This is a genomic window from Parvibaculum sp. (genome assembly GCF_030694575.1).
Lineage (GTDB): Bacteria > Pseudomonadota > Alphaproteobacteria > Parvibaculales > Parvibaculaceae > Parvibaculum.
The window spans coordinates 32,559-56,555 of sequence record NZ_JAUYUS010000013.1; the positions used below are offsets into that span (position 1 = coordinate 32,559).

Genomic DNA, 23,997 nt, shown 5'->3' on the forward strand with positions numbered 1-23,997 from the left:
AGACGCGCGATGGCAGAGGCATCATCCCGCACCGAAACCGCAAACCCCTATGCGGCGAACAAGGCGCGCTACGAAGCGCTCTACAGCGGCGCGAAAGCGAAGCGCCGCGATTTCAGCGAGGCGACCGGCAATCCCGCCATGCTCGACCCGGCGCTCGTTACCTTCCGGGAAACGGTGCCGGCGGGCTGGGGCTGGTCCGGGCTCGTGCGGCGCGGCGATACGATGCGCGTCGTCAACACGGGCGGAACGGCGGGCGTGTCGCTGCTGCTTTACAATGCCGACGACCCGACCGAGCGTTTCAACGCAGGCGACACGGTGAAAATCCAGTGGACGGCGCGGCTCTCGCGCGGCCGTGTGCTCTTCTCCGACATGGGGCGCGTGCTTGCCTCCATCACCGACGACAGTTTCGGCTTCAACGACGCGCTGGCCGGCGGCTCCACCGCCCGCACCAACGAAGCGAAATACGGCAACGCGGCTTTGCGCAACACGCGCGACAATTTCATTCTGCTTGCCGCGAAGCACGGGTTGAGCAAGCGCGACCTGCCGCCCTGCGTGACGCTGTTCGCACCGGTGGGTGTCGACGCATCCGGCACTCTCGCATGGCAGGGCAAGGGTGCGGCGGCGGGCGACTATGTCGATCTGCGCGCCGAACTCGATCTTCTCGTGTTCGTGTCGAACGCGCCCCATCCGCTCGCGCCCGGCGATTATGCGCCGAAGGATATCGAGCTGGTCGTGTGGTCCTCGCCGCCGCCCGGCCCGCAGGATTTCTGCCGGACGGCGACGGAGGAGGCGCAACGCGGCTTCGAGAACAACGAATATTACCTCGCGCAGGGGAGGAACGCCCGATGACCCTCACGACATCGCCGCGCGATCCCGCCGCCGCCGTCTACGATTTCACCGTGCCCGCCAACAGGCCCTGGTCCCATGTCGTGAAGAAGGGGCAGGTGCTGCGCATCGTCGATCTCGACGGGCCGCAGGCTGTGGACACGCTTTTCTACAATGCGCACGACCCGGAGGAGCGCTATTGCGCGCAGGAGACCGTGCGCGCGCAAGGCTCGCCCTATCTCACCACGGGTTCGCGCCTCTTCACGAACGAGGGCAATGCGATGGCCGTCGTCGTCGCCGACACGGTGGGTGGCCACGACACGTCGGCGGGTGCCTGTTCGTCGGAAGCGAATACGGTGCGCTTCGGCCACGAGACGAAATACATGCACAGCTGCCGCGACAATTTCGTGATGGCGCTCTCGCAACATGGCATGACGAAGCGCGATCTCGTGTCGAACATCAATTTTTTCATGAATGTGCCGGTGGAGCCGGACGGGACGCTCGCCATCGTCGATGGTGTGTCGAAGCCGGGCGACTATGTGGAGATAAAGGCGGAGATGGACATTCTCTGCGTCATCTCCAATTGCCCGCAGGTGAACAATCCCTGCAACGGCTTCAATCCCACACCGATCCGCACATTGATCTGGGACGCATGACGTCCCGTCCGCCCGCCGTTTCGCATCTGCCTTGGCGGGGATGCGGGGCCGGCGGGCTGGCACCCCATTCGGAGGCCAGATGTTCGCCAGGGTTCTGATCGCCAATCGCGGCGAGATTGCAGTTCGCGTCATCGAGACGCTGCGGCGCATGGGTATTTCGCCGGTCGCGATCTATTCCGAAGCCGATCGTTTTGCGCCGCATGTGCGCCTCGCCGACGAGGCGGTATGCGTCGGCCCGGCGCCGGTCGCGGAAAGCTATCTCGATGTCGATGCCATTCTCGATGCCGTGCGCGCCACGGGCGCCGAGGCCGTGCATCCGGGTTACGGGTTTCTGAGCGAGAACCCGGAATTCGCGAGCGCGCTGGCGCGCGAGGGCGTCGCCTTTATCGGGCCCCGGCCGGAACATATGCGCGCCTTCGCGCTGAAGCATACGGCGCGCGAACTGGCGGAGAAGAGCGGCGTGCCGCTGCTGCCGGGATCGGGCCTCATCGTCGATCTCGACGATGCGCTGACGCAGGCGAACGAGATCGGTTATCCGGTGATGCTGAAAAGCACGGCTGGGGGCGGCGGCATCGGTTTGCAGCTTTGCCATTCGGCGGCGGACATGCCGCGCCTCTACGACACGGTGCGGCGTCTCGCGCTGGCGAATTTCAAGGACAGCGGCCTCTTCATCGAGAAATATGTCGCCGCCGCGCGGCACATCGAGGTGCAGATTTTCGGCGATGGCGCGGGAAATGTCATCGCGCTCGGCGAACGCGATTGCTCGGCGCAGCGCCGCAACCAGAAGGTCATCGAGGAGACGCCGGCGCCGAACCTCACGGCGGAGAACCGCGCGGCGCTGCACGAAGCGGCGGTGCGGCTTGGCGAAAGCGTTTCCTATGCGTCGGCCGGAACGGTCGAGTTCATCTATGACGAGACGGAAAAGAAATTCTATTTCCTCGAAGTGAATACGCGGCTGCAGGTCGAACATCCCGTGACGGAAGAGGTGACGGGGCTCGATCTTGTCGAAATGATGGTGCGTCAGGCGGCCGGAGACATCGGCGATCTCGCGGCGTATCAGCGCGAGCCCGCGGGACATGCCATCGAGGTCCGGCTTTATGCGGAAGATCCCGGCCGCAATTTCCAGCCGTCGTCCGGTCTTCTCACCGAGGTTTCCTTTCCCGCTGATGCGCGCATCGACGGATGGATCGCCACGGGAACGGAGGTGACGCCGTTCTACGATCCGATGCTCGCCAAGATCATCGTGAAAGGCGGAACGCGCGCGGAGGCCGTTGCGAAGCTTGCCGGCGTGCTCGATGCGTCCCGCGTCTACGGCATCGAGACCAATCTCGACTATTTGCGGGTTCTCGCGCGGGCACCGGAATTTCTCGACGGCCGCATGCTCACTTCGACGCTCGCCGGGTACGATTATGAAAGCGCCGGCATCGACGTTCTCGCGCCCGGCGCACAGTCGAGCCTGCAGGATTATCCGGGCCGCGTGGGGCTGTGGAATGTCGGTGTGCCGCCGTCCGGGCCGATGGACCCGCTGTCGCACCGGCTGGCGAACCGCCTCGTCGGCAATCCCCAGGATGCGGCAACGCTGGAAATGACGCTGAACGGGCCGACGCTGCGTTTTCGCGGCGACGCGACCATCGCGCTTGGCGGCGCGGAAATGAAGGCGACGCTCGACGGCGCGGCCGTGCCGTTCTGGCAGGCGGTCGATGTGAAGCGCGGGCAGGTGCTGGCGCTCGGCGCGGTCGAGGGTGCGGGGCAGCGCGCCTATCTCGCCGTGCGCCACGGTTTCGACGCGCCGGTCTATCTCGGCTCGCGCTCCGCCTTCACGCTGGGGCGGTTCGGCGGCCATGCACCGGGCGCGCTGAAGACGGGCGATGTGCTGCGCGTCAATCGGGAGGGCGCAGTTGCGCCCGCGGCTTCGGGGCCGCTGCCTCTCTCCGCGCGGCCCGCGCTGACGCGCGAATGGGAAATCGCGGCGCTATACGGGCCGCATGGCGCGCCGGACTTCTTCCTCGACGAGGACATAGAGGCGCTGTTCGGCACGGCCTACGAGGTTCACTACAATTCAGCGCGCACGGGCGTGCGGCTGATGGGACCGAAGCCCGGCTGGGCGCGCAAGGATGGCGGCGAGGCGGGGCTTCACCCGTCGAACATTCACGACAACGCCTATGCCGTCGGCACGATCGACTTTACCGGCGACATGCCGATCATTCTCGGGCCGGACGGGCCGAGCCTTGGCGGCTTCGTCTGCCCGGCGACGCTCGCCAAGGCGGAGCTCTGGAAGCTCGGGCAGTTGAGGCCGGGCGACAAGGTGCGCTTCCGGAGGATCGGCGAGGACGAGGCGGCGGAACTGCGCCGGGCCGAGGAAGGCCGGATCGAGACGCTTCTGCGCCCCGCCGCGCCCGTCATCGCAGCCGCCCCGCATGAAGATGCGATCCTCGCGCGGCTCACCGACCTCGAAACGGAAGTCACCTATCGCCGCGCGGGCGACGATTATCTGTTGATCGAATACGGGCCCATCGTTCTCGACTTCGCATTGCGCTTCCGCGCCCACGCGATGATGACGGCGCTGGAGGCACGCGCGCTTGCCGGCATCCTCGAAATGACGCCGGGCATCCGCTCGCTGCAGATCCATTTCGATCCCGATATTCTTCCTGCACGGAAACTTCTCGCCCTGCTTGAGGAGATGGAGCGCGCGCTTCCCGCGAGCGCCGACATCGAAGTGCCGAGCCGCATCGTGCATCTGCCCTTGTCGTGGGACGACGAGGCGGCGCGGGAGGCGGTGCGCAAATACGGCACGCTGGTCCGGCCCGATGCGCCCTGGGTGCCGAGCAATATCGAATTCATCCGCCGGATCAACGGCCTCTCCCATATCGAGGATGTGCGCCGCATCGTCTATGACGCGGACTACATGGTGCTGGGTCTCGGCGATGTCTATCTCGGCGCGCCGGTCGCGACGCCGCTCGATCCGCGTCATCGGCTCGTCACGACGAAATACAATCCCGCGCGGACATGGACGCCGGAAAACGCGGTCGGCATCGGCGGCGCCTATCTCTGCGTCTATGGCATGGAGGGGCCGGGCGGCTACCAGCTTGTCGGCCGCACGGTGCAGATGTGGAACAGCTGGCGCCGGACGGAAAATTTCGGAAAGCCGTGGCTCTTGCGTTTCTTCGACCGCTTGCGCTTCTTCCCGGTCTCGGCGGAGGAGCTTCTCGATGCGCGGGAGGCGTTTCTGCACGGCGAGTATGAAGTGCGCATCGAGGAGGGGAGCTTCCGCCTCAGCGATTATTTCTCCTATCTCGACGAGAACGCCGCCGCCATCGCCGATTTCCGCGTGTCGCAGCGCCATGCCTTCGAGGAGGAGCGCCGCCGCTGGGAAGAGCAGGGCCTCGCGATGGCGTCGATGGAGCCCGAGGCAGAGACAATCGAGGAAATTTCCGAATTGCCGGAAGGCGGGCAGCTTGTGGAAGCGGGCGTTCCCGGCAATGTCTGGTCGATCGGCGTCGTGCCGGGCGACGAGGTTGCCGCCGACGATACGCTGGTGATCATGGAGTCGATGAAGATGGAAATCGAAGTGCGCGCGCCCTTCGCGGCGCGGGTGCATGAAGTGCATTGCGCGCCGGGCAAGATGGTTCAGGCGGGGCAGGCGCTTGTGACGCTGGTGCCGCTCGACGAGGTGCAACCGAGGCTGGAGGCTGTGTCGTGAAGGGTTTTTCTTTTTCTTTCGCCTCGCTGCGGGCGGCCTTCGCGGCCGGTGTCCGTGCGGAAGACGTTGCGGCGGAGGCGCTTTCGCGCGCCGATGCCTGTGGCGATCCCGCCGTCTGGATTTCGCGCGTGCCGCATGAGGATGCGATCGCGCGGGCAAAATCGCTCGATGCCTTGCCGCGCGAGCAGCGGGCGCGCATGCCGCTGTTCGGCATTCCCTTTGCGGTGAAGGACAATATCGACCTTGCCGGATTGCCGACCACGGCGGGCTGTCCCGCCTTCGCCTATGAGCCGAAGGAGAGCGCGCCCGTCGTCGCGCGGCTGATCGCGGCGGGCGCCGTCCCCATCGGCAAGACCAACCTCGACCAGTTCGCGACCGGGCTTGTCGGCACGCGCTCGCCGCATGGGAGCCCGCGCTCCGTCTTCAATGCCGATTATATTTCCGGCGGCTCTTCCTCCGGTTCCGCCGTCGCCGTGGCCGCGGGGCTTGTCGGCTTCGCGCTCGGCACCGACACGGCGGGATCGGGCCGCGTGCCCGCCGCCTTCAACAACATCGTCGGGTTGAAGCCGACGCGCGGCATGCTTTCCACGCGCGGCGTCGTGCCTGCCTGCCGGTCGCTCGATTGCGTCTCGATCTTCGCGCTGACGGCGGAGGATGCGCAGGCGGTGTTCGAGGAAGCGGCAATCTTCGACCCGCTGGACATTTATGCCCGCGCCCGGATGCCGGAAGTGCCGCCGCTGCCGGGCACTGGCTTCACTTTCGCGGTGCCGCGCGCGTCCGACCTGCAATTCTTCGGCGACGACGAGGCGGCGCGGTTGTTCGGCGAGGCGGCGGAGCGGCTGGAAGAACTGGGCGGGCGGGCGCGCCGGATCGATTTCTCGATGTTCGCGGAGGCGGCGGCGCTGCTCTACGAGGGCCCCTGGGTGGCGGAGCGGACGGCGGCGGTCGGCGCCTTCATCGAGGCGCATGAGAAGGATACCGATCCGACGGTCAGGGGCATCGTTCTCGGCGGAAAGTCCAGAAGCGCGGTCGAGGTCTTCGAGGCGATGTACAAGCTCGAAGCGCTGAAGCGCCGGGCGGCGGCGCTGTTCGCCGATATCGATGTTCTGGTGGTGCCGACCGCGCCCACGACCTACACGGTGGAACAGGTTGCGGCGGAGCCTTTGAAGCTCAACAGCCGTCTCGGCACCTATACGAATTTCATGAACTTGCTCGACATGGCGGGCATCGCCATTCCGGCGGGCATCGGTATCAAGGGATTGCCGTTCGGCATCACGCTTGCCGCGCCCGCCTTTTCCGAGACGAAGCTCGTCGCGCTCGCATCCGCCTTCGCGGCGGCGCAGGGGCTCGCGCCCGGCGCGCCGGGGCAGCGTTTCGAGGATGAAGGCTTCATCGAACTCGCGGTGGTCGGCGCGCATATGTTCGGCCTGCCGCTCAATCATGAACTGACCTCGCGCGGGGCCATGTTCGTCGAGCGGACGCGCACCATGCCGGGTTACCGTTTCTATGCGCTGGCGGACGGGCCGCCGTTCCGGCCGGGCCTCGTGCGCGTCGCGTCCGGCGGCGCCTCGATCGAGCTTGAAGTCTGGCGGCTGCCGCGCGCGGCCTTCGGAAGTTTCATCGCCGGCGTGCCGCAGCCCCTGTGCATCGGTACGCTCGACCTTGCCAGCGGGCGCAAGGTGAAAGGTTTTCTCTGCGAGGAAAGCGGGCTCGAGGGCGCGGAAGAAATCACCGCGCTCGGCGGCTGGCGCGCCTATATGGCGCGGAAGATGGAGAAGGCGGGCTAGAACGCCCGCTCGAGAAACAGGCGTGCCTCGAAAAGATCGGCGACGGCGGTGACCTCGAAGCCGGGCGCCGCAAGCGCCAGCGCCGCGTCGCGCTCCGCCATGCCATAACCCGTCAGCACAAGGACGGCGCCTTTGAGGCCCGCGCCTCTGGCGGCGGCGATGTCGCCCGTCCTGTCGCCGACGAGCCAGCTTCTTTTCAGGTCGAGGCCCATCAGCGCGCCGGCATGTTCGATCATGCGGCAGCCGGGCTTGCGCCAGCCAGCATGGCCGTTGCCATAGCCCGGCGTGAAATCGGGGTGGAAGGGGCAGGCGATGGTGAGGTCGAGCGCGACTCCCTGCGCCGCGAGCTGGCGGGTGATCTCGGCCTCGACATCGAGGAAGGCCGGCCATGAAATGAGGCCCCGGGCGATGCCGGACTGGTTGGTGACGCAGACGGTGCCGAGGTCCTTGTGCCGGCCCCAGGCGACAAGCTCTGCCGCGCCCGCTTCCAGCGCCACATCTTCCTTGTTTTTCAGGTAGTTGACCTCCTTGACCAGAACGCCGTCCCGGTCGAGAAAGAGGCCCGCCCGGCCTTGCCTGCGGGGCGGCGTCGCGGTCGAAAGCCAGATTTCGTCGGGAACGGGCATGAGGCAGGGTCTCGAAGGGGGCGGAACATGTCGACGTTTTTACGCTATCTTGAGCGCCGCTTCGCCATGATTGCGCCCGCGAGATCATCAGAGACCGTTTTATGACCGAAAAAGCCCCGGATATTCAATCGCTTGTGGAAGGGCTGGGCCGTGCGCGGGTGGCGCTTGCGGGCGACGTCATGCTCGACCGCTTCGTCTACGGCCATGTCGAGCGCATTTCGCCCGAGGCGCCGATTCCCGTCCTCCGGGTCGATGACGAGCGGGTCATGCCGGGCGGCGCGGGCAATGTGGCGCGCAACCTCGCCGCCCTCGGGGCGGATGTCGCCTTCCTGTCTGCCGTCGGTGGCGACGAGGCGGGGACGGAACTGAAGGCGGCGCTCGGCGCGGAAGCGGGCATCGAGGCCATGCTCACCGTCGTTCCCGGCCGCGCCACCACGGTCAAGACGCGCTTCGTCGCCATGAGCCAGCAGATCCTCCGCGCCGACCGGGAGACGACGCAGCCGCTCGACAAGGCTTCGGCGGAAGCGTTGCTCGCCGCCCTCACCGCCGCCCTGAAGGGCCGGCAGGTGCTGATCCTTTCCGACTACGGCAAGGGCGTGCTGACGCCCGGCTTCGCGCGCGGCGCCATCGCCGCCGCAAGGGCGGCCGGTATCCCCGTGATCGTCGATCCGAAGGGGCGCGACTATTCCCTTTACGCGGGCGCGAGCGTCGTCACGCCGAACCGCAAGGAACTCGGCGAGGCGAGCGGTGCCGCGGTCGATACGGATGAGGAGATCGTCGTCGCCGCGCGGGGGCTGATGGCCGCGCATGGCATCGGCGCCGTCGTCGTCACGCGGGCGCAGGCGGGCATGAGCGTCGTCGCCGCGTCGGGCGAGGTCACGCATCTGAAGGCGGAGGCGCGCGAGGTGTTCGATGTGTCGGGCGCGGGCGATACGGTCGTCTCGACGCTCGCCGCCGCGCTTGCCGTGGGACTGCCGCTCGCGGAGGCGGCGAGCCTTGCGAACTCGGCGGCCGGCATCGTCGTCGGCAAGGTCGGCACCGCCGTGGTTCATCGCGACGAACTGGCGGCCAAATTGCGCGAGCGCGAATTCTCGGCACTCGAAGCAAAGGTGGCGGGCCTCAAGAGCGCGCAGGATATCGTCGCGGGCTGGCGCGCGCGCGGGCTCAGGGTCGGCTTCACCAATGGCTGCTTCGACCTGCTGCATCCCGGCCATGTCACGCTGCTCGAACGGTCGCGGGCGCTGTGCGACCGTCTGGTGGTCGGTCTCAACAGCGATGCCTCCGTCACGCGGCTCAAGGGCGAGGGCCGCCCCGTGCAGCCCGACATCGCGCGCGCGACAGTGCTTGCGGCGCTTACCTCCGTCGATCTCGTTGTGATCTTCGAGGAGGATACGCCGTACGCGCTCATCCGGGCGCTCAGACCCGATCTTCTGGTGAAGGGCGGCGACTACACGATCGACAGGATCGTCGGCGCGGATTTCGTGCTCGCCAATGGCGGCCGGGTGGAGATCGTCGATGTCGTGCCCGGCTTCAGCACCACCAACACGCTTGCGCGCCTGAAGGGTTGAGGGAAAACATATGCCGGGTTGGGGAGAGAAGCCGGCGCCGTCCGCCGAACCGGACGAAGCCGCTGACGCGACGCCGCTCGTGACCTTTCGTCCCGCGCATCGCTGGTGGGACATCGCCGCCGTGCCGCTGCTGGCCGTCGCGGCCACGTTGCTGCTCGGCGCCGCTGTCGCACTTGTTTATGCCCTCCTGCACGGTCTTTCTTTCCCGGAACTTCGCGCGGCATTCGACCGCGTGAGGGATGCGACCTATGTCGTCTACGGAAGCCAGATCGTTCTCTATTTCGCCCTCGCCGCTGCGATAGCGGCCCTGCTGGCGTTGCGCGGATACGGATTGAGAGAGACGCATTTTCAGCCGGTTCGCGGCCGCGTCGTCTTCGCGGCTCTCGTCATGGGTGTCGTGCTTGCCGTTCTCGCCATGCTTCTGCTTTCGGTGCTGCCGGAGGAGACGCAGCGCCAGATGATCGAGCAGAGCGATCTGCTGATGCCTGAAACGGTCGGCGAGGCGGCCCTGCTGCTCGTCATCGCCGTGCTGCTCGCGCCGCTGGTGGAAGAGCTTTATTTCCGGGGCATCGTGCTCAGGGTGCTTGGCGCCCGGCTTCCCTTTGCCGGCGCGGCGGCGTTCACGGCCGTTTTCTTCTCGCTGATGCACGGGCATCTTTTCACCATGCCGGATGTCGCCGGATGGGTGCTCAGCGGCGTCATCTTCGTTCTGGGAATGGTGCTGGCCTGGCTGACGCGGTGGAGCGGTTCGCTTCGCCCCGCCATCGCGATGCATGCGGCCTATAATTTCGTGCTCTTCATGCCGAGCATCGGCGCCATGCTTGCCGCCGGCGTTCAGACATAGCCGAGCTGCTGCTCCAGCGCGCCGCAGAGCATGTGGCCGAGCACGATGTGCATCTCCTGGATGCGGGCGGTCGTCTTCGACGGCACGCAGAGAATGTGATCGGCAAGACCTTCCATGAGGTTTGCATCCGCCCCCGCGAAGGCGGCGGTCACGAGCCCCTGGCGCCGCGCCGCTTCGAGCGCGAGAACGACGTTGCGGCTCTTGCCGGATGTCGAGATGCCGATGGCGAGATCGCCGCGCCGTCCCAGCGCCTCGACCTGGCGTTCGAAGACGTGCTCATAGCCCATGTCGTTCGCCGCCGCCGTCAGCACCGACGTATCGGTCGTGAGCGCGATGGCGGCGATGGCCGGCCGGTCCTTGATGAAGCGCACGGAAAGTTCGGCGGCGATGTGCTGCGCGTCCGCCGCGCTGCCGCCATTGCCGAAGAAGAGCAGCTTGCCGCCGCCCGCCACCGCTTCGGAGCAGGCCGCGACCAGACCGGCGAAGTCCTGTTCGAGCTTCTTCGCCGTCTCCTGCGCCACTTTCATGTGCTCGTCGAAAGCGGCGTGAAAAATATCGTGTGCACCCAAGGGGACTTCCTCGCAGTTCCGGTTCGCTGTTCCGGTTTCTCTGTTTATAGGCTGCTGCGGGGTGCCGGGCCAGCGCTCTCGCCGAGCTCTTCCCGGAGCCGGACCAGCCGCATGATGTCGCGCAGCGCCACGATACCGTTGAGCCGGCCGCCGCTCACCACCATCAGGCGCGAATTTCCGCCCTCGCGCATGAGGCGCAATGCTTCCTCGGCGGTGGCGCCGGGTGCGATGGCGTTCAGGCGGGAGAGGGGGTGCATGGTATCGCGCACCGAGCGCCGTTCCCATTCCGCGCGGTCGATGGCGCGGAGATCAGCCACCCCGATGCAGCCGACGAGAGTGCCGTTCTCCATCACCGGAAAGGTTTCGTGAAACGAGCCGTAGATATGCTCGTCCACCAGCCGCCGCAGCGAGATGTCGGCGGGAACCGTCAGCGGGTCGCGCGTCATCACCCGCGACACGGGCTCCGATTGCAGGAGCTGCTGCATCTGCAATTGCGCATAAGAACCGCGCGAGGCCGAATAGAGGAAGAGGCCGATCAGGCCCCACCAGATGCCGGCGACGAGGTTGCCCGAAAAAAGGTTCATGACGCCGAGCGCGATGAGGACGAGGCCGAAACCCTGTCCGACCTTCGAGGCGCGTTGCGTCGCCGCGACGATGTCGCCGGAGCGGCCCCAGAGCCAGGCGCGGTAGACGCGGCCGCCATCGAGAGGAAAGGCGGGAACCATGTTGAAGATCGCGACGATCAGGTTGATGAGCGCGAGATAGCCCGCGACCGCCGCCGCCGTCGCGCCTGCCTCGGTCGCGGCCAGCGCGCTCGCCACCACATAGAAGAAGACCGCGAGCCCAAGGCTCGCGATCGGGCCCGCAATCGCCATCAGCAGTTCCGAGCGCGGCGTCGGCGGTTCCTTCTCCATATGCGCGACACCACCGAAGATGAAGAGCGTGATGCCGCTGATCGGAATGTCGTAGCGCCGCGCCACCACCGAATGGGCCAACTCGTGCAGGACGATGGAAAGGAAGAGCCCGGCCGCACCGACAATGCCCATCGACCAGTAGGCGAGAGGCGTCAGGCCCGGCGAGTAGGCGGGAAAATATCCAGTCGCCAGTGTCCATGAGATCAGGAGGGCGATGAATATCCAGCTCACGTCGAGATTCACGTCGAATCCCATCAGGCGGAAAAGTCGGATCTGGGCACCGAACATGCTGAGGTCTCGCTCCTTGTGGGCTCCGGGCAGTCTATATGCATGCCGGGGTCCGTGTTTCGTGTTCCTGGCGGCAATTCCGCGCAGGGACGCCCGGTCGCTCGACGGGCAAAAGCCGGGCAAGGCGCCCGGCTTTATGACAGTTCGGTGACAGTTCGATGACAGCCGGTGCCGAATTTCACGCGCGGATGAGATCGGGCAGGGGCTTTGCGGGTTGGCTATCGGGAAAGACGTCGCGTTCGAGCGCCTTCCGGTTCACCTTCATATGGTCGTGCAGCACCGCCTTGAACACCGAGCGAAGGTCGATCGAGGGATACAAGTCCCTGTTTTCATAGAGGTTCTTGTCGTCGAGCCCGCGCCAATCGTTCACCACGCGTCCGCCCTGCACGGCGCCGCCGAGCAGCAATGCCGTGCCGCCCGTGCCGTGATCCGTGCCGCCCGTGCCGTTCATCCGGACGGTCCGGCCGAATTCGCTCACCACAAGCACGGCCGTCCGGCGCCAGCGCTCCTCGCCAATTCCAACAGCCAAGCGCTCAAGCCCGCTATCCAGAACGGTAAACTGCCTGGCAAGCCGCCCGTTTTCGGCGCCCTGGCCTGCATGCGTATCCCAGCCGGACAGTTCAAGCGACACGACCCGTGGCCCGGCTTCGCCGCTCATCATCTCCGCTGCAATTCCGCAAGCCTGCTCGAACGAATTCTCGTTCCGGCCACCGGAAGCGGTTTGCCGGAAATTCCTGTCGCGGCTTTGCTGCCAGACTTTGCCAAGCAGAGGGTCCGTTGCATAAAGCCGGTCCATCAAGGCGAGGAAATTCTCGTCCGGTTCCTCCGTGACCGGCGGAATCCATGAGGAAACCGGTGCCTTGCCGCGAAGGAGAAGAGGCACAAGCGATCCGACCGCCAGCGCTCCGTTCCCTGGATTGGTGAAGGGCAGAGCCCTGTTCAGCCAGCCGCTCCGGCCCTTCGGTTCCGCGGTTCCGTTTGCAAGTACGTCCTGGGCGTCGAAATGCGATCGCTCCCGGTAGGGTGAGGCCGCGCCGATCACGGCAAGCATTTCGCCCTTCGCATGACATTGGCCGCAGAAACCCAGCGCCGGATGCAGACCGAAAAAGCCATCGAGGTCGGTAATGCCCTTGTCTTGTCCAGGTGCGGCAAGCGCCAGTCCGCGCCTCGTTCCCGCGTAGTTCGGATCGCCATAGGGCACGACGGTGGCAAGCCCGTCCATGCCGCCCCTGAGATTGACGATGACGAGGGCGGGTCCCTCCGGCGCTTCCGCGGCGAAGGCGAATTTCGTTTCCGCGAGGGAGGCAAGGGCAGTGCCGCACGAAAGGGCCAGAAATTGCCGCCGTCCGATCTGTGCTTTCGCCATGCTTTTATCTCCGCTGGAAGAGAGGCGAGGCAATGAGTATCGCGGCGGCCTCCTGTCTGGTCGATGCGCGTTCGATAGCAAGGCGGTTGTCGCGGTCCACGAGTGAGCCGAAATTTCGCTCCATGGCCGCGCGTGCATTGGTGCTGTCGCTGGTCTGCGCGGCGAGCGCTACGCCCCAATCCACTCTCCTTGAGAGCGAACCGGGATCGCTCCAGTCCTGGGCGGTGTCGTACCAGCCTTGCGGTCCGGGCGGGCGAAGAAGGGGCTGGCCCATTGCCGCCTGATGCCGGGCCGCGAGCTTCGCGAGCTGAGGCGTCATTTCCATATCGAGTGCGCGGAGGGAAGACACCACCAGATCGCCCGGCTGTTTCAGCTTGGAAAAGAGCGAAGCGCGGGCCTCGTCGAGCGTGACAAGGGTGCGCGAGACCTCGCCGAGATCGCCTTGCGTTTCAAGCCAGCGGCGCTCCAGCTTGTCGACCGCAGACTCCGGCGGGTCGTCATCGATAAAATGCCGGGCGAGTTTTGTTGCAATGTGGCGGGCGGTCGAGGGATGGCGCGCAAGGTCGCGCAGAATGTGTTCGGCGGTGGCTTCGCCCTTGTCGGGATAGGTCTTGCTGAGCAGGGTTGCGCCGCCGGGTTCGTGCCGGGCAGGCTGAAAGATGAAACGCCATGCCGTTTCCTCATCCTTGGGCTTGCCGCTGGTCCATCCGGTCAGTGCCGCGGCGAGTTCTATTACATCCTCCTGTGAATAGCCGCCGCCCACACCTAATGTATGGAGTTCCAGGATCTCACGCGCCAGGTTCTCGTTGAGGCCCAGCCCTCTCTTGAGGCCAACCTTGGAGTTCGGGCCGGTCGAGCGACCGCTGTCGAGATAGATCTGCATCGCCGGGTGGCGGCATACCGAGAGGAGCATCTCCTCGAAGGGGGCGGCAACGAATGGAGATATTGCCGTTCCTGCGAAGTAGGGGAGTGCGATTTTCGCAAGCCAGTTCTTGGGCTGGACCGAGAAATGATTGCTCCAGAACCGGATAAGCCTTTCGCGGAACGGATGCTGAGTTTCGACTGCCGTCGACAGGGTGTCGAGCGTCGCTTCGGAAAGGATGTCACGCAACCGGAGCAGAGACTGCTGGGAGGAAAGGCGCGCATTTTCGGCGTCAGGCCCGTCAGAAACCGAGCGCTCGTACTCCCGGAGACGGTAGTAAGTTTCGGCCTCCTGGCCGGCGCTCGGCGGCACCGCCGACGAGGGGACAGGAATCGAAGTCTCGATCTGGTCAGCCAGCCAGCCGCGAGGGTCGGCGCCCATTGCTTCCCGGTCGGCTGCATTCGTGCCCAGCCCGAACCGGACACTCGCAGTCAGACGTTCGATTTCCCTACTGTAAGTCACGGCTGCCCGTTCCGCCTTGCCGGCCATAAAGGCCTATTCGCTCCGCCGCAGGTTCGCGAAAACTAGCAGCACTTTCCGGCGGAAACGGGGCGGCAGGGGTGTGTCCGGTCAAATATTTCCGGGCCGGAGGCAGGTGGTCCCCTCTAAACGACGCCGGCCTTGAGGAAATCATGAATATGAACAAGGCCCAAAGGTCTCTCGCTCTCGACGACGAAAAGGCTCGTGATCTTCTTCTCATTGAGGATTTTCACCGCCTCCGAGGCAAGCATGTCCGGGGCGACGGTCTTGGGCGAGCGATTCATGATGTCGCTCGCCGTCCGGTCGAGCAGGTTGCTGCCCGAATTGCGGCGGATGTCGCCATCGGTAATGACGCCTATGAGTTTGCCGTCCTTGTCCACGATGCCCGCGCAGCCGAGGCTCTTTTGCGACATGACGAGCAGCACCTCGGACATCCGGCTTTCGGGCGCGGTCAGGGGCAATTCGTCGCCGGTATGCATGACTTCCGAAACGTGGCGCAGCATGGCCCCAAGCTTGCCGCCGGGATGGAAGATGCTGAAGTCCTTGGCTGAAAAGCCTTTTTTCTCCAGAAGGGCGATCGCGAGGGCGTCGCCCAGCGCGAGCTGCATGGTGGTCGAGGTGGTCGGCGCGAGCTTGTTGGGGCACGCTTCCTCGGCACGCGGGAGAATGAGGGCGACGTCGGCTGCTGTCCCGAGTGCACTTTTCGCCTCCGAGGTCATGCCGATTAGTGGAATGGCAAACCGTTTTGCGTGCGAAATGATGCTGGAGAGTTCGGCGGTCTCGCCCGACCAGGACAGCGCCAGAATGACGTCGCCGTTGGCGATCATGCCGAGGTCGCCATGGCTTGCTTCGCCGGGGTGAACATATTGGGCAGGCGTTCCGGTCGAGGCCATCGTCGCGGCGATCTTGCGCGCGATATGGCCGGACTTGCCCATGCCGGTCACGATCACCCGGCCGGCGCTGCGGCCGAGTTCGTCCACGGCCCTGGTAAAGGGACCGTCCAGCGACGCGGCGAGCTGCTTCAGTCCTTCGATTTCAAGCAAGAGCGTCCGCCTGGCGGAGGCGAGATGCGAGGTGCCGGCCTCGGTGGCCACGACCCGGTCGGATCCGTCGTTTTCAATGCGGGGCAAGTACATCTCCCATGCGCGGCGTCGCGAAATCGCGCTGCATGCCGTCTTTATATATCGGTTGCGTTGCCACTTTATATATCACGGGGACGGGATGATGGCAGCAGGCGTGACTTAACTGCCGCAGTTGGGTATCTCAAAATCCATAACGGCGGTGCATATTCTTGTTTGTAGCGGTGAAATCTCTACTGTCTCCCGCAAGGGGGAAACAGACGGACCGGCAACGGGACCGGAAGAGGATGCTTGTGTTTGGCGGATTGGTCAGCCGGTTGCGGGGCGCTCTTGGCGCCGGAAGTGTTCCTGCGCATGCGCCGGAAGACACGCGTCTTTACGCGATCGGCGATATCCACGGCCGGGACGACCTGCTGGCTCAGCTTCTCGATTTGATCGCGGCCGATGCGAAGGGCTGCGCTGCGAAGCGCAACATACTGATTTTCCTGGGCGATTATGTAGACCGCGGACTCCAGTCCTGTGAGGTGCTCGACCGGCTGACCGGCGATCTCATCCCCGGTTTCGAGCGGGTTTTTCTGAAGGGTAATCACGAACAGGCGCTGCTGCAGTTTCTGGGGGACGCCGCTTTTGGCCGGACGTGGAAATATTACGGCGGTCTCGAGACGCTCCATTCCTATGGCATCAAAGAGCTGACTCTCTCCGACGATCCGAAGGACTTCGAACGAGCGCGCGAGCGTTTCAATGAGGTTCTGCCGAAGAGCCATCGGCGCTTCCTGGAAATGCTGCCGCTCTCGGTGGAGTTCGGAGACTATTTTTTCACCCATGCGGGCGTCCGGCCGGGAATTGCACTGCACCGTCAGATCGAGGAAGACCTGCTCTGGATTCGCGACGACTTTCTTGAATCGGGTAGCTCCTTCGGCAAAGTCGTTGTGCATGGTCATACCCCCAAAGAAGAGGTTGTCTTTCGTTCTAATCGGATCGGTGTAGATACTGGGGCCTATATGACTGGGGTGTTAACCGCGCTTGTGCTCGAGGGCTCTGCGCGACGCTTGGTACAGACGGGCGGCGGCAGCGTGCCCCTTGCCAGGGCGAGTTAGACTGCAGCGAAGCCTGCGATCATTTGCCTTTATTTGCACTCATTCTTGAACGGAAATAGCGGATATGGTCAAAGACTGCGCTCCGGCATTTTTTGCAGCGGGTGGAGCCGGTATTCGTTTTGTGTAAGGGCAACCGGCTTCGCCGCGATGCGGGACCATGTTGCGATCGTCCAAGGGGCTAATCATGATGCAGTCGGCCGCAAGCTTTTTCCGTCTCGACAAACCCGGGAGCGCGATGCGCCGTCTCGGCGCCGCGCTCGCTGCCGTTCTCCTTTTCGGCTCGCTTGCCGCCTGCGATGGTCCCCGGACGAACGCTCCTTCTCCTGTCCAGCAGTCTTCTTCCGAGAGCATGCCGCTTCCGCCCGATGCCGACATCGATTACCGGCTCGGTTCCGGCGACAGGCTTCGTGTGATCGTATTCGGGGAAGGCGATCTTTCCGGCGAGTTCGATGTCAGCGGGTCCGGCAAGGTCGCCCTGCCGCTGATAGGCCAGGTTCATGCCGAAGGCCTGACGCTCAGCGACTTCGAAAGCGCAGTCGAGGCCAAGTTGCAGGAAGGCTACCTGACAAGTCCCAAGGTAAGTGTCGAGGTCCTGAATTACAGGCCCTTCTATATCTATGGTGAAGTCGGAAACCCCGGTCAGTATCCCTATCGAAGCGGCATGACGGCGCTGAACGCCATCGCGGTGGCTGGCGGCTATACATACCGGGCCAATCAGGACCGCCTTTACATTACGCGGGGCAAAGGGAACGAGGTCGAATACCCGGCCAGTCAGGCAGTCAAGGTGCTGCCGGGCGATGTGGTGCGGGTGCCCGAACGTTTCTTCTGACCGTGAATTTTTTGTGATGAGGAACGTGTGTCGACTTGAGACGTTTCCGTTAATGCAGGTCACACATAGGAAGAATCCGGATTCCAAAGAGAGGCATTTTCGCAACGGCCAATGAAAACTTAGGTCAAAAGCGACTGGTTTTCTTTCTGTTCCGGCTTCGCATATCGGACTCGCGTCATGCTTGTGGTAATGTTTTGTTAGTAAAAAGTGGCTGAGGACTTGTTTCGTCTTTTGCCGCTTCAACTTTAGTTTTGCGGACTGCGGGTGGCCCGGTATGCCGGGCGGGTCGTGCAGGGTCTGACAGGGGAGTAGCCATGCTTAAGAATCTTTTTGCGGCGGCGTTGTTCGCGGTGGGGCTTGCGCTTGCGCCGGTCACTCTCGCCGTTGCACCAGCTGCAGCGCAGGGTACGGCATCGGTGGCTGACCTGCAGGCTGAGGTCGAAGCGCTGATCCTTCAATACGGCGAAGACGAAGCCGCGCTCGAGGCCGGAATCGAAGCCTATATCACCGGCTCCGCCAATCCCGAACTCGCCACGCAGGCCGTCATCAACGCGCTGACGAATCCCATGAATCCCGAGGTTCGGCGGTTGCTGACCGAGAATGGCGGGATCAAGCTTGCCGTAGGTCGCGGCCTCGGTGCGGCGATCGCCGTCATCGCGCTGACCAATCCCGATCTCGCGGCCACGCTGCTCGCGATGGTGGAAGCCTCGGGCGATGCGACGCTGATCGCAGCCGTCGCCGAGGGGCAGGAGCTCAGAACGGCTGCCATCCTGCAGGGCAGCGGCGATACAGGTGAAGGCGTCCTTGAGGGCGAAGACTCGACGTCCGAGGCGCCGGCCAGCGCCAATTAAATAGAGGTTTTTCGGTGCTGCCGCTCGCCAGCGTTATGAACGGTGGGCGGGACGGGGGTGCGGGATAGTGACTAGCTTTAGCGGGAGAATATCCATGACACGTGGCGGAACACGCGTTGCATCCTTGACGGTGGGAATTTTATTGGCTTCGGCACTCGGTGCGATGGCACAGGAGGCCGACACGGATTTGCGTGATGTGCGCGGTCAAAGTGTCATGGAGCGGGCACGGCCTGGCTACGACGCAGCGGGCATTCGCGCCGGCGGCTTCATGGTTTATCCGAGCGCGTCGATCACCGGCGCTTACAACGACAACATCTACGCGACCCCGAACAACGAGACTGATGATTTCATCACCACTCTCGCTGCGCGGGTGAACGTGAACTCAACCTGGAGCCGTCACGCGCTCAGCCTGCGCGGCGGTGTCTCCCAGGATATCTACGCCGACAACAGCGACGAAAACCGGTTCGACTGGGACGTCGGTGCTGGCGGGCAGATCGACATCACCTCCAGTACGGCGCTGTCGGGTTCTCTTGGTTATGCCGAGCTTCACGAAGATCGCGGCGATCCGAACTCCCCCGCGGCCGCTTCCGAGCCTGTCGAGTACAGCCTGTTCACGGCTGCGGCGGACTTGCGGCAGAAATTCAACCGGGTCTCGGTGGGCATCGGCGGTGAATACCGCGAATACGATTATGACGATCTTACGTCGGTCGGCGGCGTCCCCATCGATCAGGATTTCCGTGACCGTCAGGAATACTACGAGCGCGCGCGTGTCGGTTACGATGTCTCGCCGGACACGAACATCTATATCGAGGGGCAGCTCGACCAGCGCAAATACGACCAGCAGCCCCCGATTGTCGCTGTAAACCGCGATTCGGATGGCCGGCAGATCGTGGTCGGGTCGGATTTCCGCCTGACCAATCTCGCCCAGGGCGGTGTCTATATCGGTTATCAGGAGCGCGAATACGACTCGGCAGCTTTCGGCGATACAGATGGCCTTGCCTATGGCGCCAACATCAACTGGTTCGTCACGCCGCTCACCACCGTGGCGTTCAAGGCGGACAGCAGCGTTGAAGAAACATCGGTTCTGGGCGCATCGGGATATGACAGGCAACGCTTCGCGGTCGATGTCGACCACGAACTGCTCGTCAACCTCATCCTCCGGGGCGGTGCTTCCTACGAAAATGACGACTTCAATGACAGCACTCGCGAAGACGATATCATCGGTGCGAAGGCCGGTGTCGTCTACCTGCTCAACCGTAATCTCGATCTCGAGCTGGGGTACCGGTTCACCGACCGGGACTCCAACAACCCCGCTTTCGATTACACGCGGAATATGGTGGGCTTGACGCTTACGGGTAAGCTCTGACCATTTCAATGGGTCGAGTACGAAATTAGGGGCAGGCAGGGCAGAAGCCTTTGCCTGCCCTACTTCGTTTCCGGGGACGACAGCAATTCAGTGAACTGTGGCGATCCCCGCGGTTGTGTATAGTGCGCCACGTGAGGCACGCACGGATGGGATATCGACGATGAATGCTCCGATAAAGGGTTCAACTTCTGCGCCGAAGGGGTCTCCCTATGGTTCGGTCGAGACGCCGGAGGAATCTTTTCTTGAACTCGACCTTCGTGCCATTTACCGGGCCATGCGAAAGCGTTTGGGGGTAATCGTCGGAATTGCCTTCGGAGTAACCGCGCTCGTTATGGTGGTGGTTTTCCAGATGACGCCCCTCTATACGGGCGAGGCATTGGTTCTGCTCGATCGCCAGAAGACCCAGGTCGTCGATATGAGGGCCGTCATGTCGGGGCTGTCGCCGGACTCCGCGGCCGTGGACAGCGAAGTCGAAATACTTCGCTCACGCGCCTTGGCAGCTCGCGTCATCGAGAAGCTCAATCTCACCCAGGATCCGGAGTTCAACCCGGCGCTTCGGACGGAATCTGTCCTTCGCTGGATAGATCCGAGGGTCTGGATCAAGTTTGCCCTTGAAGATCCGGCTCCCCAGTCGGAAGAAATGCGGCAGCGGTCCGAACTCAACGCAGTCATCAGTGCCTTTCAGGCGCGTACATCGATCAGCCGGCGCGGTTTGACCTTTGTCATCATGATCGGGTTCGATTCCGCGAACCCGGAGAAGGCAGCCCTGATCGCAAATGCGATTGCCGATACTTACATCCTCGATCAGCTTGAGGCGAAGTTCGATGCCACCCGGCAGGCAAACGAATGGCTGTCACGCCGGCTCACGGAATTGCGCGAACAGGTACGCGATTCCGAAAGAGCTGTGGAAATCTATCGCTCGGAAAACGGGCTTGAATCTGCATCCGGCATGACGGTTAGCGAGCAGCAGCTTTCGGAACTGAACGCACAGCTTATTCTGGCGCGTGCCGATTTGGCGGAGGCCCGCGCGAAATACGCCCGAGCCCAGCAAATGAGGAGCACCGGCGGGAGCATCGAGAGCGTGACCGCTGTTCTTCAGTCCCAGACGATCTCACAGCTTCGCCAGAAGCAGGCCGAACTGGCCCGGGAGCTTGCCAACCTTTCTACAAAGTACGGCCCGCGCCACCCCGAAATCGTCAATGCGGAAGCGCAGCGCCGGGATATCGCGCTTCAGATCGACGCCGAAGTAGGCCGCATCATGGGGAGCATCCAGAACGATGTTTCGGTGGCGGAGACACGTGTGGAAGCACTTGAGCACAGTCTTGCCGAGATAAGAGGTGAGACAGGTATTGGAGGGCAGGCCGAGGTGCAACTTCGGGAACTGGAGCGCGAGGCCTCTGCCAACCGCGCCGTTTATGAGAGCTTTCTGAACCGGTTCAAGGAAACCTCGCAGCAGGAAGACCTGCAGACTCCGGATAGTCGCGTGATTTCGGCCGCCACCGTGCCGCTCGTTCCGTCCTATCCGAGGAAAGCCTTTATTGGCGCCGTCACCGCCGTGCTGGCCTTGATGCTGGGAGCGGGCATTGCACTTCTTCTGGAGCAGCTCGATAACGGCATTCAAACTGCTCGCGATGTCGAGCAGGAGCTCGGCTTGCCGCATCTTGTATCGCTTCCAATGGCTCCTTCGGAAAAAGGAGCCGATGGGAAGGTAATGCCGCCGCAAGAGTATTTGCTGGCAAAGCCGCTTTCCGCGTTCTCGGAGTCATTGAGAAGCCTGCGTAGCGCCCTCCAGCTTTCGAATGTCGACAATCCTCCAAAAGTGATCCTGTTCACTTCCGCTCTGCCCAGCGAAGGCAAGACGACGACATCGGTAAGTTTTGCACGCGCGGCGGCTGCATCCGGCCTCAAGGTGGTTCTGGTCGATTGCGATCTGCGCCATCCATCTGTCCACAGGGTTTTCGGTATCGCGCGCCCCGAAGCGGGGTTGGTCGAACTGCTGGCGGAGCGCCTTGAGCTGGGTTCAGTTCTGATAAAAGATCCCAAGTCCGAGCTTGATGTCGTCCCGATTGCTTCCGGCACAGCAAATCCGCCGGACGTGCTTGGATCCGCGCAGATGAAGCTCTTCCTGAGCCGGCTGAAAGATGCCTACGATCTGGTCGTACTCGACAGTGCGCCAATCATGCCGGTTTCGGATTCCAGGGTTTTGTCCAAGCTTGCGGACGAGACGGTCTTCGTCGTTCGGTGGAACGAGACGCCACGCGACGCAGCCATCAGTGCGATCAAGGAATTGAGATTGTACGATGCCAGCATCGCAGGTGTCGTACTCTCGGTCGTGAATACCGCGAAGCAGGCGAAGTACGGCTACGGCGACGGCGGGTACTACTACGGGAAATACAGCCGGTACTATGTCAACTGACTATCGGCGCACCGGGCTGCATCAATGGCATGTCCGGGGCATATTGCTTTTGTGCTGTTTATTGGCCGTAGCGCTGCTGACGCTCACGTTTCCGCGCATGGTTTCATATGCGGCGATCGCACCTGCCGCAAAGGTCGCGGCAGCGCTTGATCTCGGGTTTCCCGTCGCTCGTGAGGATATCGTTGCGGCGGAAAACGCATATACAGAAGCGCTGGCCTGGTCGCCTCGTGACGCGCGAATTTTGTACGGCCATGCGCGCATTGCCCGGCGGCTCGCGTATTACGCCGAAAGGCAGCCGGAGGGGGCCGGGCAGGCCTCCTTGGGGAGTGCTGATTTTTACCGGCAAAAGGCTATTCAAAGTCTGCGCGATGCGGCTGCGGCCGCCCCCGCCAACGGTACTGTGTGGGCACTGCTGGCTCGCACCGAGCTTGACCGGGGCGCCGTGCCTCGGGACGTCACGGGACTGCTGAATGTCGCTCGGCTAACCGCCCCCAGCAGGGCGTCGGCGCTCCTGCTTCAGCATGGCATTTCCATGCGGCACTGGCGCGAGATACCTGACGAAACAAGAAACCATGCGTTAGCCAATACTCATTTGCTATGGGCGAAACCCGATCTGAGGCCCGTACTTATCGAATCCTATCTCGCCGGCGGACTTGAGGCGCGCAGCGCGTTTCGCTCCGACATGAAACTGAGACCGGGCGGCCTCGAGCAGTTCGACAGGCAGTTGTCGACATCTCTGAGAAGGCGCAGGTAGCTTTCCTGGATGGCGGCGAGTGACGTGGCTATTTCGAATAACCCTATTCCGGGCCAGTACTTTTCTTCCGTGTCGGCCGGCTCGTATAGGCCGCACCGTCATTCTCCGGCCGTCCACGGACGGACTGGGCGACAGCCACTCCCATGATGAATGCATAGAAAATGGCGACTGCGGGAATCTGCAGACTGAAGTCGACGAGTGCATGCACGCCGACAAGGATGGTTGCCGCGACACCTAACGCCGGATAGGCGCGGCTGCGGCGGCGTCTTTGCACGCCTCCGAAACAGATCAAGGCAAGACCAAGAACCGACAACGTGAGGGCTGCGGCGCCGGGGAGGCCAAGTTCGAGAGCATTCTCGAGGTATGTGTTATGCGCCTTCTGCCAAAGGGTGAAGATATCGGGGTCACCGCCTCTGTAAGCTTCGATCGCATCGCTATAGGTCCCATATCCGGTACCGACTAGAGGCGCCGTTTTTATGGCTTCGATCGTCGTTACAAAAATGGACGACCGCAGATTATTCTCGATCGAAAGACCCTGACGATCGACCCGTTCCAGAAAATTTCCGCCGCCCAAAACGAGTGCTATGCCGACGGGCAGTAGAATGAGCAGGGGAATATATCGATAGGCCGCGCCTCGTTTTGCAGCCGACCGTGTCTGAAGAAACGCCAGTGCCGCTAGCGCGACGAGAGAGGCGGCGATGCCGCCCCGGGAAGTTGTGAGGAAAAGTGCAAGAGAAGCCGTCACGAAAGCGGCCGACACCCAACGCGCATGCAGGGTGACCATTTCAATGACCAATACAATTTTTTGACCGAAGGGCCGGCTTATCGTGAAGATATGCTGTACGCGGTCGAGAAAGACAGAAGCGCTGCATAGCAGGGCAAGGCCTGCAAATGTCGCGAAGGAGTTGCGGTTTACGAAAGTCGATGTAAGCGAGTCCGCTCGCCGGGTGAGAAAGTAGGTGGATATCCACGCCCCATCGATGAAAAAGCCGACAAGGCCGTACAGGCAGTAGGCGCCACCGATGGCAATCGCCGCGTAGCGGGCCAGACGCGCGCGGGC

The 23,997-nt window shown here is 63.4% G+C and carries 19 protein-coding genes; 12 read left to right on the plus strand and 7 right to left on the minus strand.

Annotation, left to right across the window (positions count from 1 at the left end; all coding sequences use genetic code 11):
• The first annotated feature begins 9 nt into the window (after positions 1-9).
• The 4 genes from Q8S60_RS02145 (at position 10) to atzF (ending at position 6,968) form a co-directional block, all read left to right on the plus strand.
• Positions 10-849 carry an urea amidolyase associated protein UAAP1 gene (locus Q8S60_RS02145; protein WP_305278495.1) on the plus strand — a complete coding sequence of 280 codons (840 nt, stop codon included), beginning with the start codon at positions 10-12 and terminating at the stop codon, positions 847-849.
• The gene (locus Q8S60_RS02150; protein ID WP_305278493.1) at positions 846-1,481 is read left to right on the plus strand and encodes an urea amidolyase associated protein UAAP2; all 636 of its coding nucleotides are present in this window, start codon (positions 846-848) and stop codon (positions 1,479-1,481) included. Before Q8S60_RS02145 ends, Q8S60_RS02150 begins: the two co-directional genes overlap by 4 nt.
• A 79-nt stretch (positions 1,482-1,560) precedes the next feature.
• Positions 1,561-5,181: an urea carboxylase gene (gene uca / locus Q8S60_RS02155; protein WP_305278491.1), complete on the plus strand. Its 3,621-nt coding sequence runs from the start codon at positions 1,561-1,563 to the stop codon at positions 5,179-5,181.
• Positions 5,178-6,968, plus strand: a complete 1,791-nt coding sequence (gene atzF, locus Q8S60_RS02160) for an allophanate hydrolase (protein ID WP_305278490.1) — start codon at positions 5,178-5,180, stop codon at positions 6,966-6,968. The genes uca and atzF overlap by 4 nt, the downstream gene beginning before the upstream one ends.
• Here atzF and Q8S60_RS02165 read toward each other — a convergent pair.
• Positions 6,965-7,594, minus strand: coding sequence for an HAD-IIIA family hydrolase (locus tag Q8S60_RS02165; RefSeq protein WP_305278488.1), 630 nt, complete (start codon positions 7,592-7,594; stop codon positions 6,965-6,967). The genes atzF and Q8S60_RS02165 overlap by 4 nt on opposite strands.
• A 101-nt stretch (positions 7,595-7,695) precedes the next feature.
• On the opposite strand from Q8S60_RS02165, the gene rfaE1 reads away from it, so the two are divergent.
• Together rfaE1 and Q8S60_RS02175 are read left to right on the plus strand one after the other, a co-directional pair.
• Complete coding sequence (gene rfaE1 / locus Q8S60_RS02170; protein ID WP_305278487.1) at positions 7,696-9,162, plus strand: D-glycero-beta-D-manno-heptose-7-phosphate kinase; 1,467 nt, start codon at positions 7,696-7,698, stop codon at positions 9,160-9,162.
• Positions 9,163-9,172: 10 nt separating this feature from the next.
• On the plus strand, positions 9,173-10,006 hold the full coding sequence (locus tag Q8S60_RS02175) for a CPBP family intramembrane glutamic endopeptidase (protein ID WP_305278486.1): 834 nt from the start codon (positions 9,173-9,175) through the stop codon (positions 10,004-10,006).
• On the opposite strand, the gene Q8S60_RS02180 is transcribed toward Q8S60_RS02175, so the two are convergent.
• The 5 genes from Q8S60_RS02180 to Q8S60_RS02200 form a co-directional block, all read right to left on the minus strand.
• Positions 9,997-10,575, minus strand: coding sequence for a D-sedoheptulose 7-phosphate isomerase (locus tag Q8S60_RS02180; RefSeq protein ID WP_305278484.1), 579 nt, complete (start codon positions 10,573-10,575; stop codon positions 9,997-9,999). The two genes, Q8S60_RS02175 and Q8S60_RS02180, sit on opposite strands and share 10 nt — an antisense overlap.
• Before the next feature lie 44 nt (positions 10,576-10,619).
• Positions 10,620-11,777 (minus strand): site-2 protease family protein, encoded by a 1,158-nt coding sequence (locus Q8S60_RS02185; protein ID WP_305278483.1) that lies wholly within the window; start codon positions 11,775-11,777, stop codon positions 10,620-10,622.
• Between the two features lie 178 nt (positions 11,778-11,955).
• Complete coding sequence (locus tag Q8S60_RS02190; RefSeq protein ID WP_305278482.1) at positions 11,956-13,143, minus strand: DUF1501 domain-containing protein; 1,188 nt, start codon at positions 13,141-13,143, stop codon at positions 11,956-11,958.
• A gap of 4 nt (positions 13,144-13,147) precedes the next feature.
• A complete protein-coding gene (locus tag Q8S60_RS02195) occupies positions 13,148-14,554 on the minus strand; it encodes a DUF1800 family protein (RefSeq protein WP_305278480.1) in 1,407 nt (468 codons plus the stop codon).
• 116 nt (positions 14,555-14,670) lie between these two features.
• On the minus strand, positions 14,671-15,681 hold the full coding sequence (locus Q8S60_RS02200) for an SIS domain-containing protein (RefSeq protein ID WP_370867311.1): 1,011 nt from the start codon (positions 15,679-15,681) through the stop codon (positions 14,671-14,673).
• A gap of 236 nt (positions 15,682-15,917) precedes the next feature.
• Here Q8S60_RS02200 and Q8S60_RS02205 point away from each other — a divergent pair, with 236 nt between their 5' ends.
• From Q8S60_RS02205 to Q8S60_RS02230, 6 genes are all read left to right on the plus strand, one after another.
• Complete coding sequence (locus Q8S60_RS02205; RefSeq protein WP_305278478.1) at positions 15,918-16,721, plus strand: metallophosphoesterase family protein; 804 nt, start codon at positions 15,918-15,920, stop codon at positions 16,719-16,721.
• Between the two features lie 184 nt (positions 16,722-16,905).
• The gene (locus tag Q8S60_RS02210; RefSeq protein ID WP_305278477.1) at positions 16,906-17,550 is read left to right on the plus strand and encodes a polysaccharide biosynthesis/export family protein; all 645 of its coding nucleotides are present in this window, start codon (positions 16,906-16,908) and stop codon (positions 17,548-17,550) included.
• Between the two features lie 314 nt (positions 17,551-17,864).
• Positions 17,865-18,401 carry a hypothetical protein gene (locus Q8S60_RS02215; protein WP_305278476.1) on the plus strand — a complete coding sequence of 179 codons (537 nt, stop codon included), beginning with the start codon at positions 17,865-17,867 and terminating at the stop codon, positions 18,399-18,401.
• 94 nt (positions 18,402-18,495) lie between these two features.
• Positions 18,496-19,767, plus strand: coding sequence for an outer membrane beta-barrel protein (locus Q8S60_RS02220; RefSeq protein WP_305278475.1), 1,272 nt, complete (start codon positions 18,496-18,498; stop codon positions 19,765-19,767).
• Between the two features lie 160 nt (positions 19,768-19,927).
• On the plus strand, positions 19,928-22,183 hold the full coding sequence (locus Q8S60_RS02225; protein WP_305278473.1) for a polysaccharide biosynthesis tyrosine autokinase: 2,256 nt from the start codon (positions 19,928-19,930) through the stop codon (positions 22,181-22,183).
• On the plus strand, positions 22,173-22,937 hold the full coding sequence (locus Q8S60_RS02230) for a hypothetical protein (RefSeq protein WP_305278471.1): 765 nt from the start codon (positions 22,173-22,175) through the stop codon (positions 22,935-22,937). Before Q8S60_RS02225 ends, Q8S60_RS02230 begins: the two co-directional genes overlap by 11 nt.
• Before the next feature lie 43 nt (positions 22,938-22,980).
• Here the strand turns inward: Q8S60_RS02230 and Q8S60_RS02235 are convergent.
• A partial coding sequence (locus Q8S60_RS02235; protein WP_305668290.1) for an O-antigen ligase occupies positions 22,981-23,997 on the minus strand: 1,017 nt, incomplete at its 5' end.

What these genes read in the sequence shown, in the direction of transcription:
- Q8S60_RS02145 (WP_305278495.1), top strand. Translation starts at nt 10, where the DNA reads ATGGCAGAGGCATCATCCCGCACCGAAACCGCAAACCCCTATGCGGCG.
- Q8S60_RS02150 (WP_305278493.1), top strand. Translation starts at nt 846, where the DNA reads ATGACCCTCACGACATCGCCGCGCGATCCCGCCGCCGCCGTCTACGAT.
- uca (WP_305278491.1), top strand. Translation starts at nt 1,561, where the DNA reads ATGTTCGCCAGGGTTCTGATCGCCAATCGCGGCGAGATTGCAGTTCGC.
- Q8S60_RS02165 (WP_305278488.1), bottom strand. Translation starts at nt 7,594, where the DNA reads ATGCCCGTTCCCGACGAAATCTGGCTTTCGACCGCGACGCCGCCCCGC.
- rfaE1 (WP_305278487.1), top strand. Translation starts at nt 7,696, where the DNA reads ATGACCGAAAAAGCCCCGGATATTCAATCGCTTGTGGAAGGGCTGGGC.
- Q8S60_RS02175 (WP_305278486.1), top strand. Translation starts at nt 9,173, where the DNA reads ATGCCGGGTTGGGGAGAGAAGCCGGCGCCGTCCGCCGAACCGGACGAA.
- Q8S60_RS02185 (WP_305278483.1), bottom strand. Translation starts at nt 11,777, where the DNA reads ATGTTCGGTGCCCAGATCCGACTTTTCCGCCTGATGGGATTCGACGTG.
- Q8S60_RS02190 (WP_305278482.1), bottom strand. Translation starts at nt 13,143, where the DNA reads ATGGCGAAAGCACAGATCGGACGGCGGCAATTTCTGGCCCTTTCGTGC.
- Q8S60_RS02195 (WP_305278480.1), bottom strand. Translation starts at nt 14,554, where the DNA reads ATGGCCGGCAAGGCGGAACGGGCAGCCGTGACTTACAGTAGGGAAATC.
- Q8S60_RS02200 (WP_370867311.1), bottom strand. Translation starts at nt 15,681, where the DNA reads ATGTACTTGCCCCGCATTGAAAACGACGGATCCGACCGGGTCGTGGCC.
- Q8S60_RS02210 (WP_305278477.1), top strand. Translation starts at nt 16,906, where the DNA reads ATGATGCAGTCGGCCGCAAGCTTTTTCCGTCTCGACAAACCCGGGAGC.
- Q8S60_RS02215 (WP_305278476.1), top strand. Translation starts at nt 17,865, where the DNA reads ATGCTTAAGAATCTTTTTGCGGCGGCGTTGTTCGCGGTGGGGCTTGCG.
- Q8S60_RS02220 (WP_305278475.1), top strand. Translation starts at nt 18,496, where the DNA reads ATGACACGTGGCGGAACACGCGTTGCATCCTTGACGGTGGGAATTTTA.
- Q8S60_RS02225 (WP_305278473.1), top strand. Translation starts at nt 19,928, where the DNA reads ATGAATGCTCCGATAAAGGGTTCAACTTCTGCGCCGAAGGGGTCTCCC.
- Q8S60_RS02230 (WP_305278471.1), top strand. Translation starts at nt 22,173, where the DNA reads ATGTCAACTGACTATCGGCGCACCGGGCTGCATCAATGGCATGTCCGG.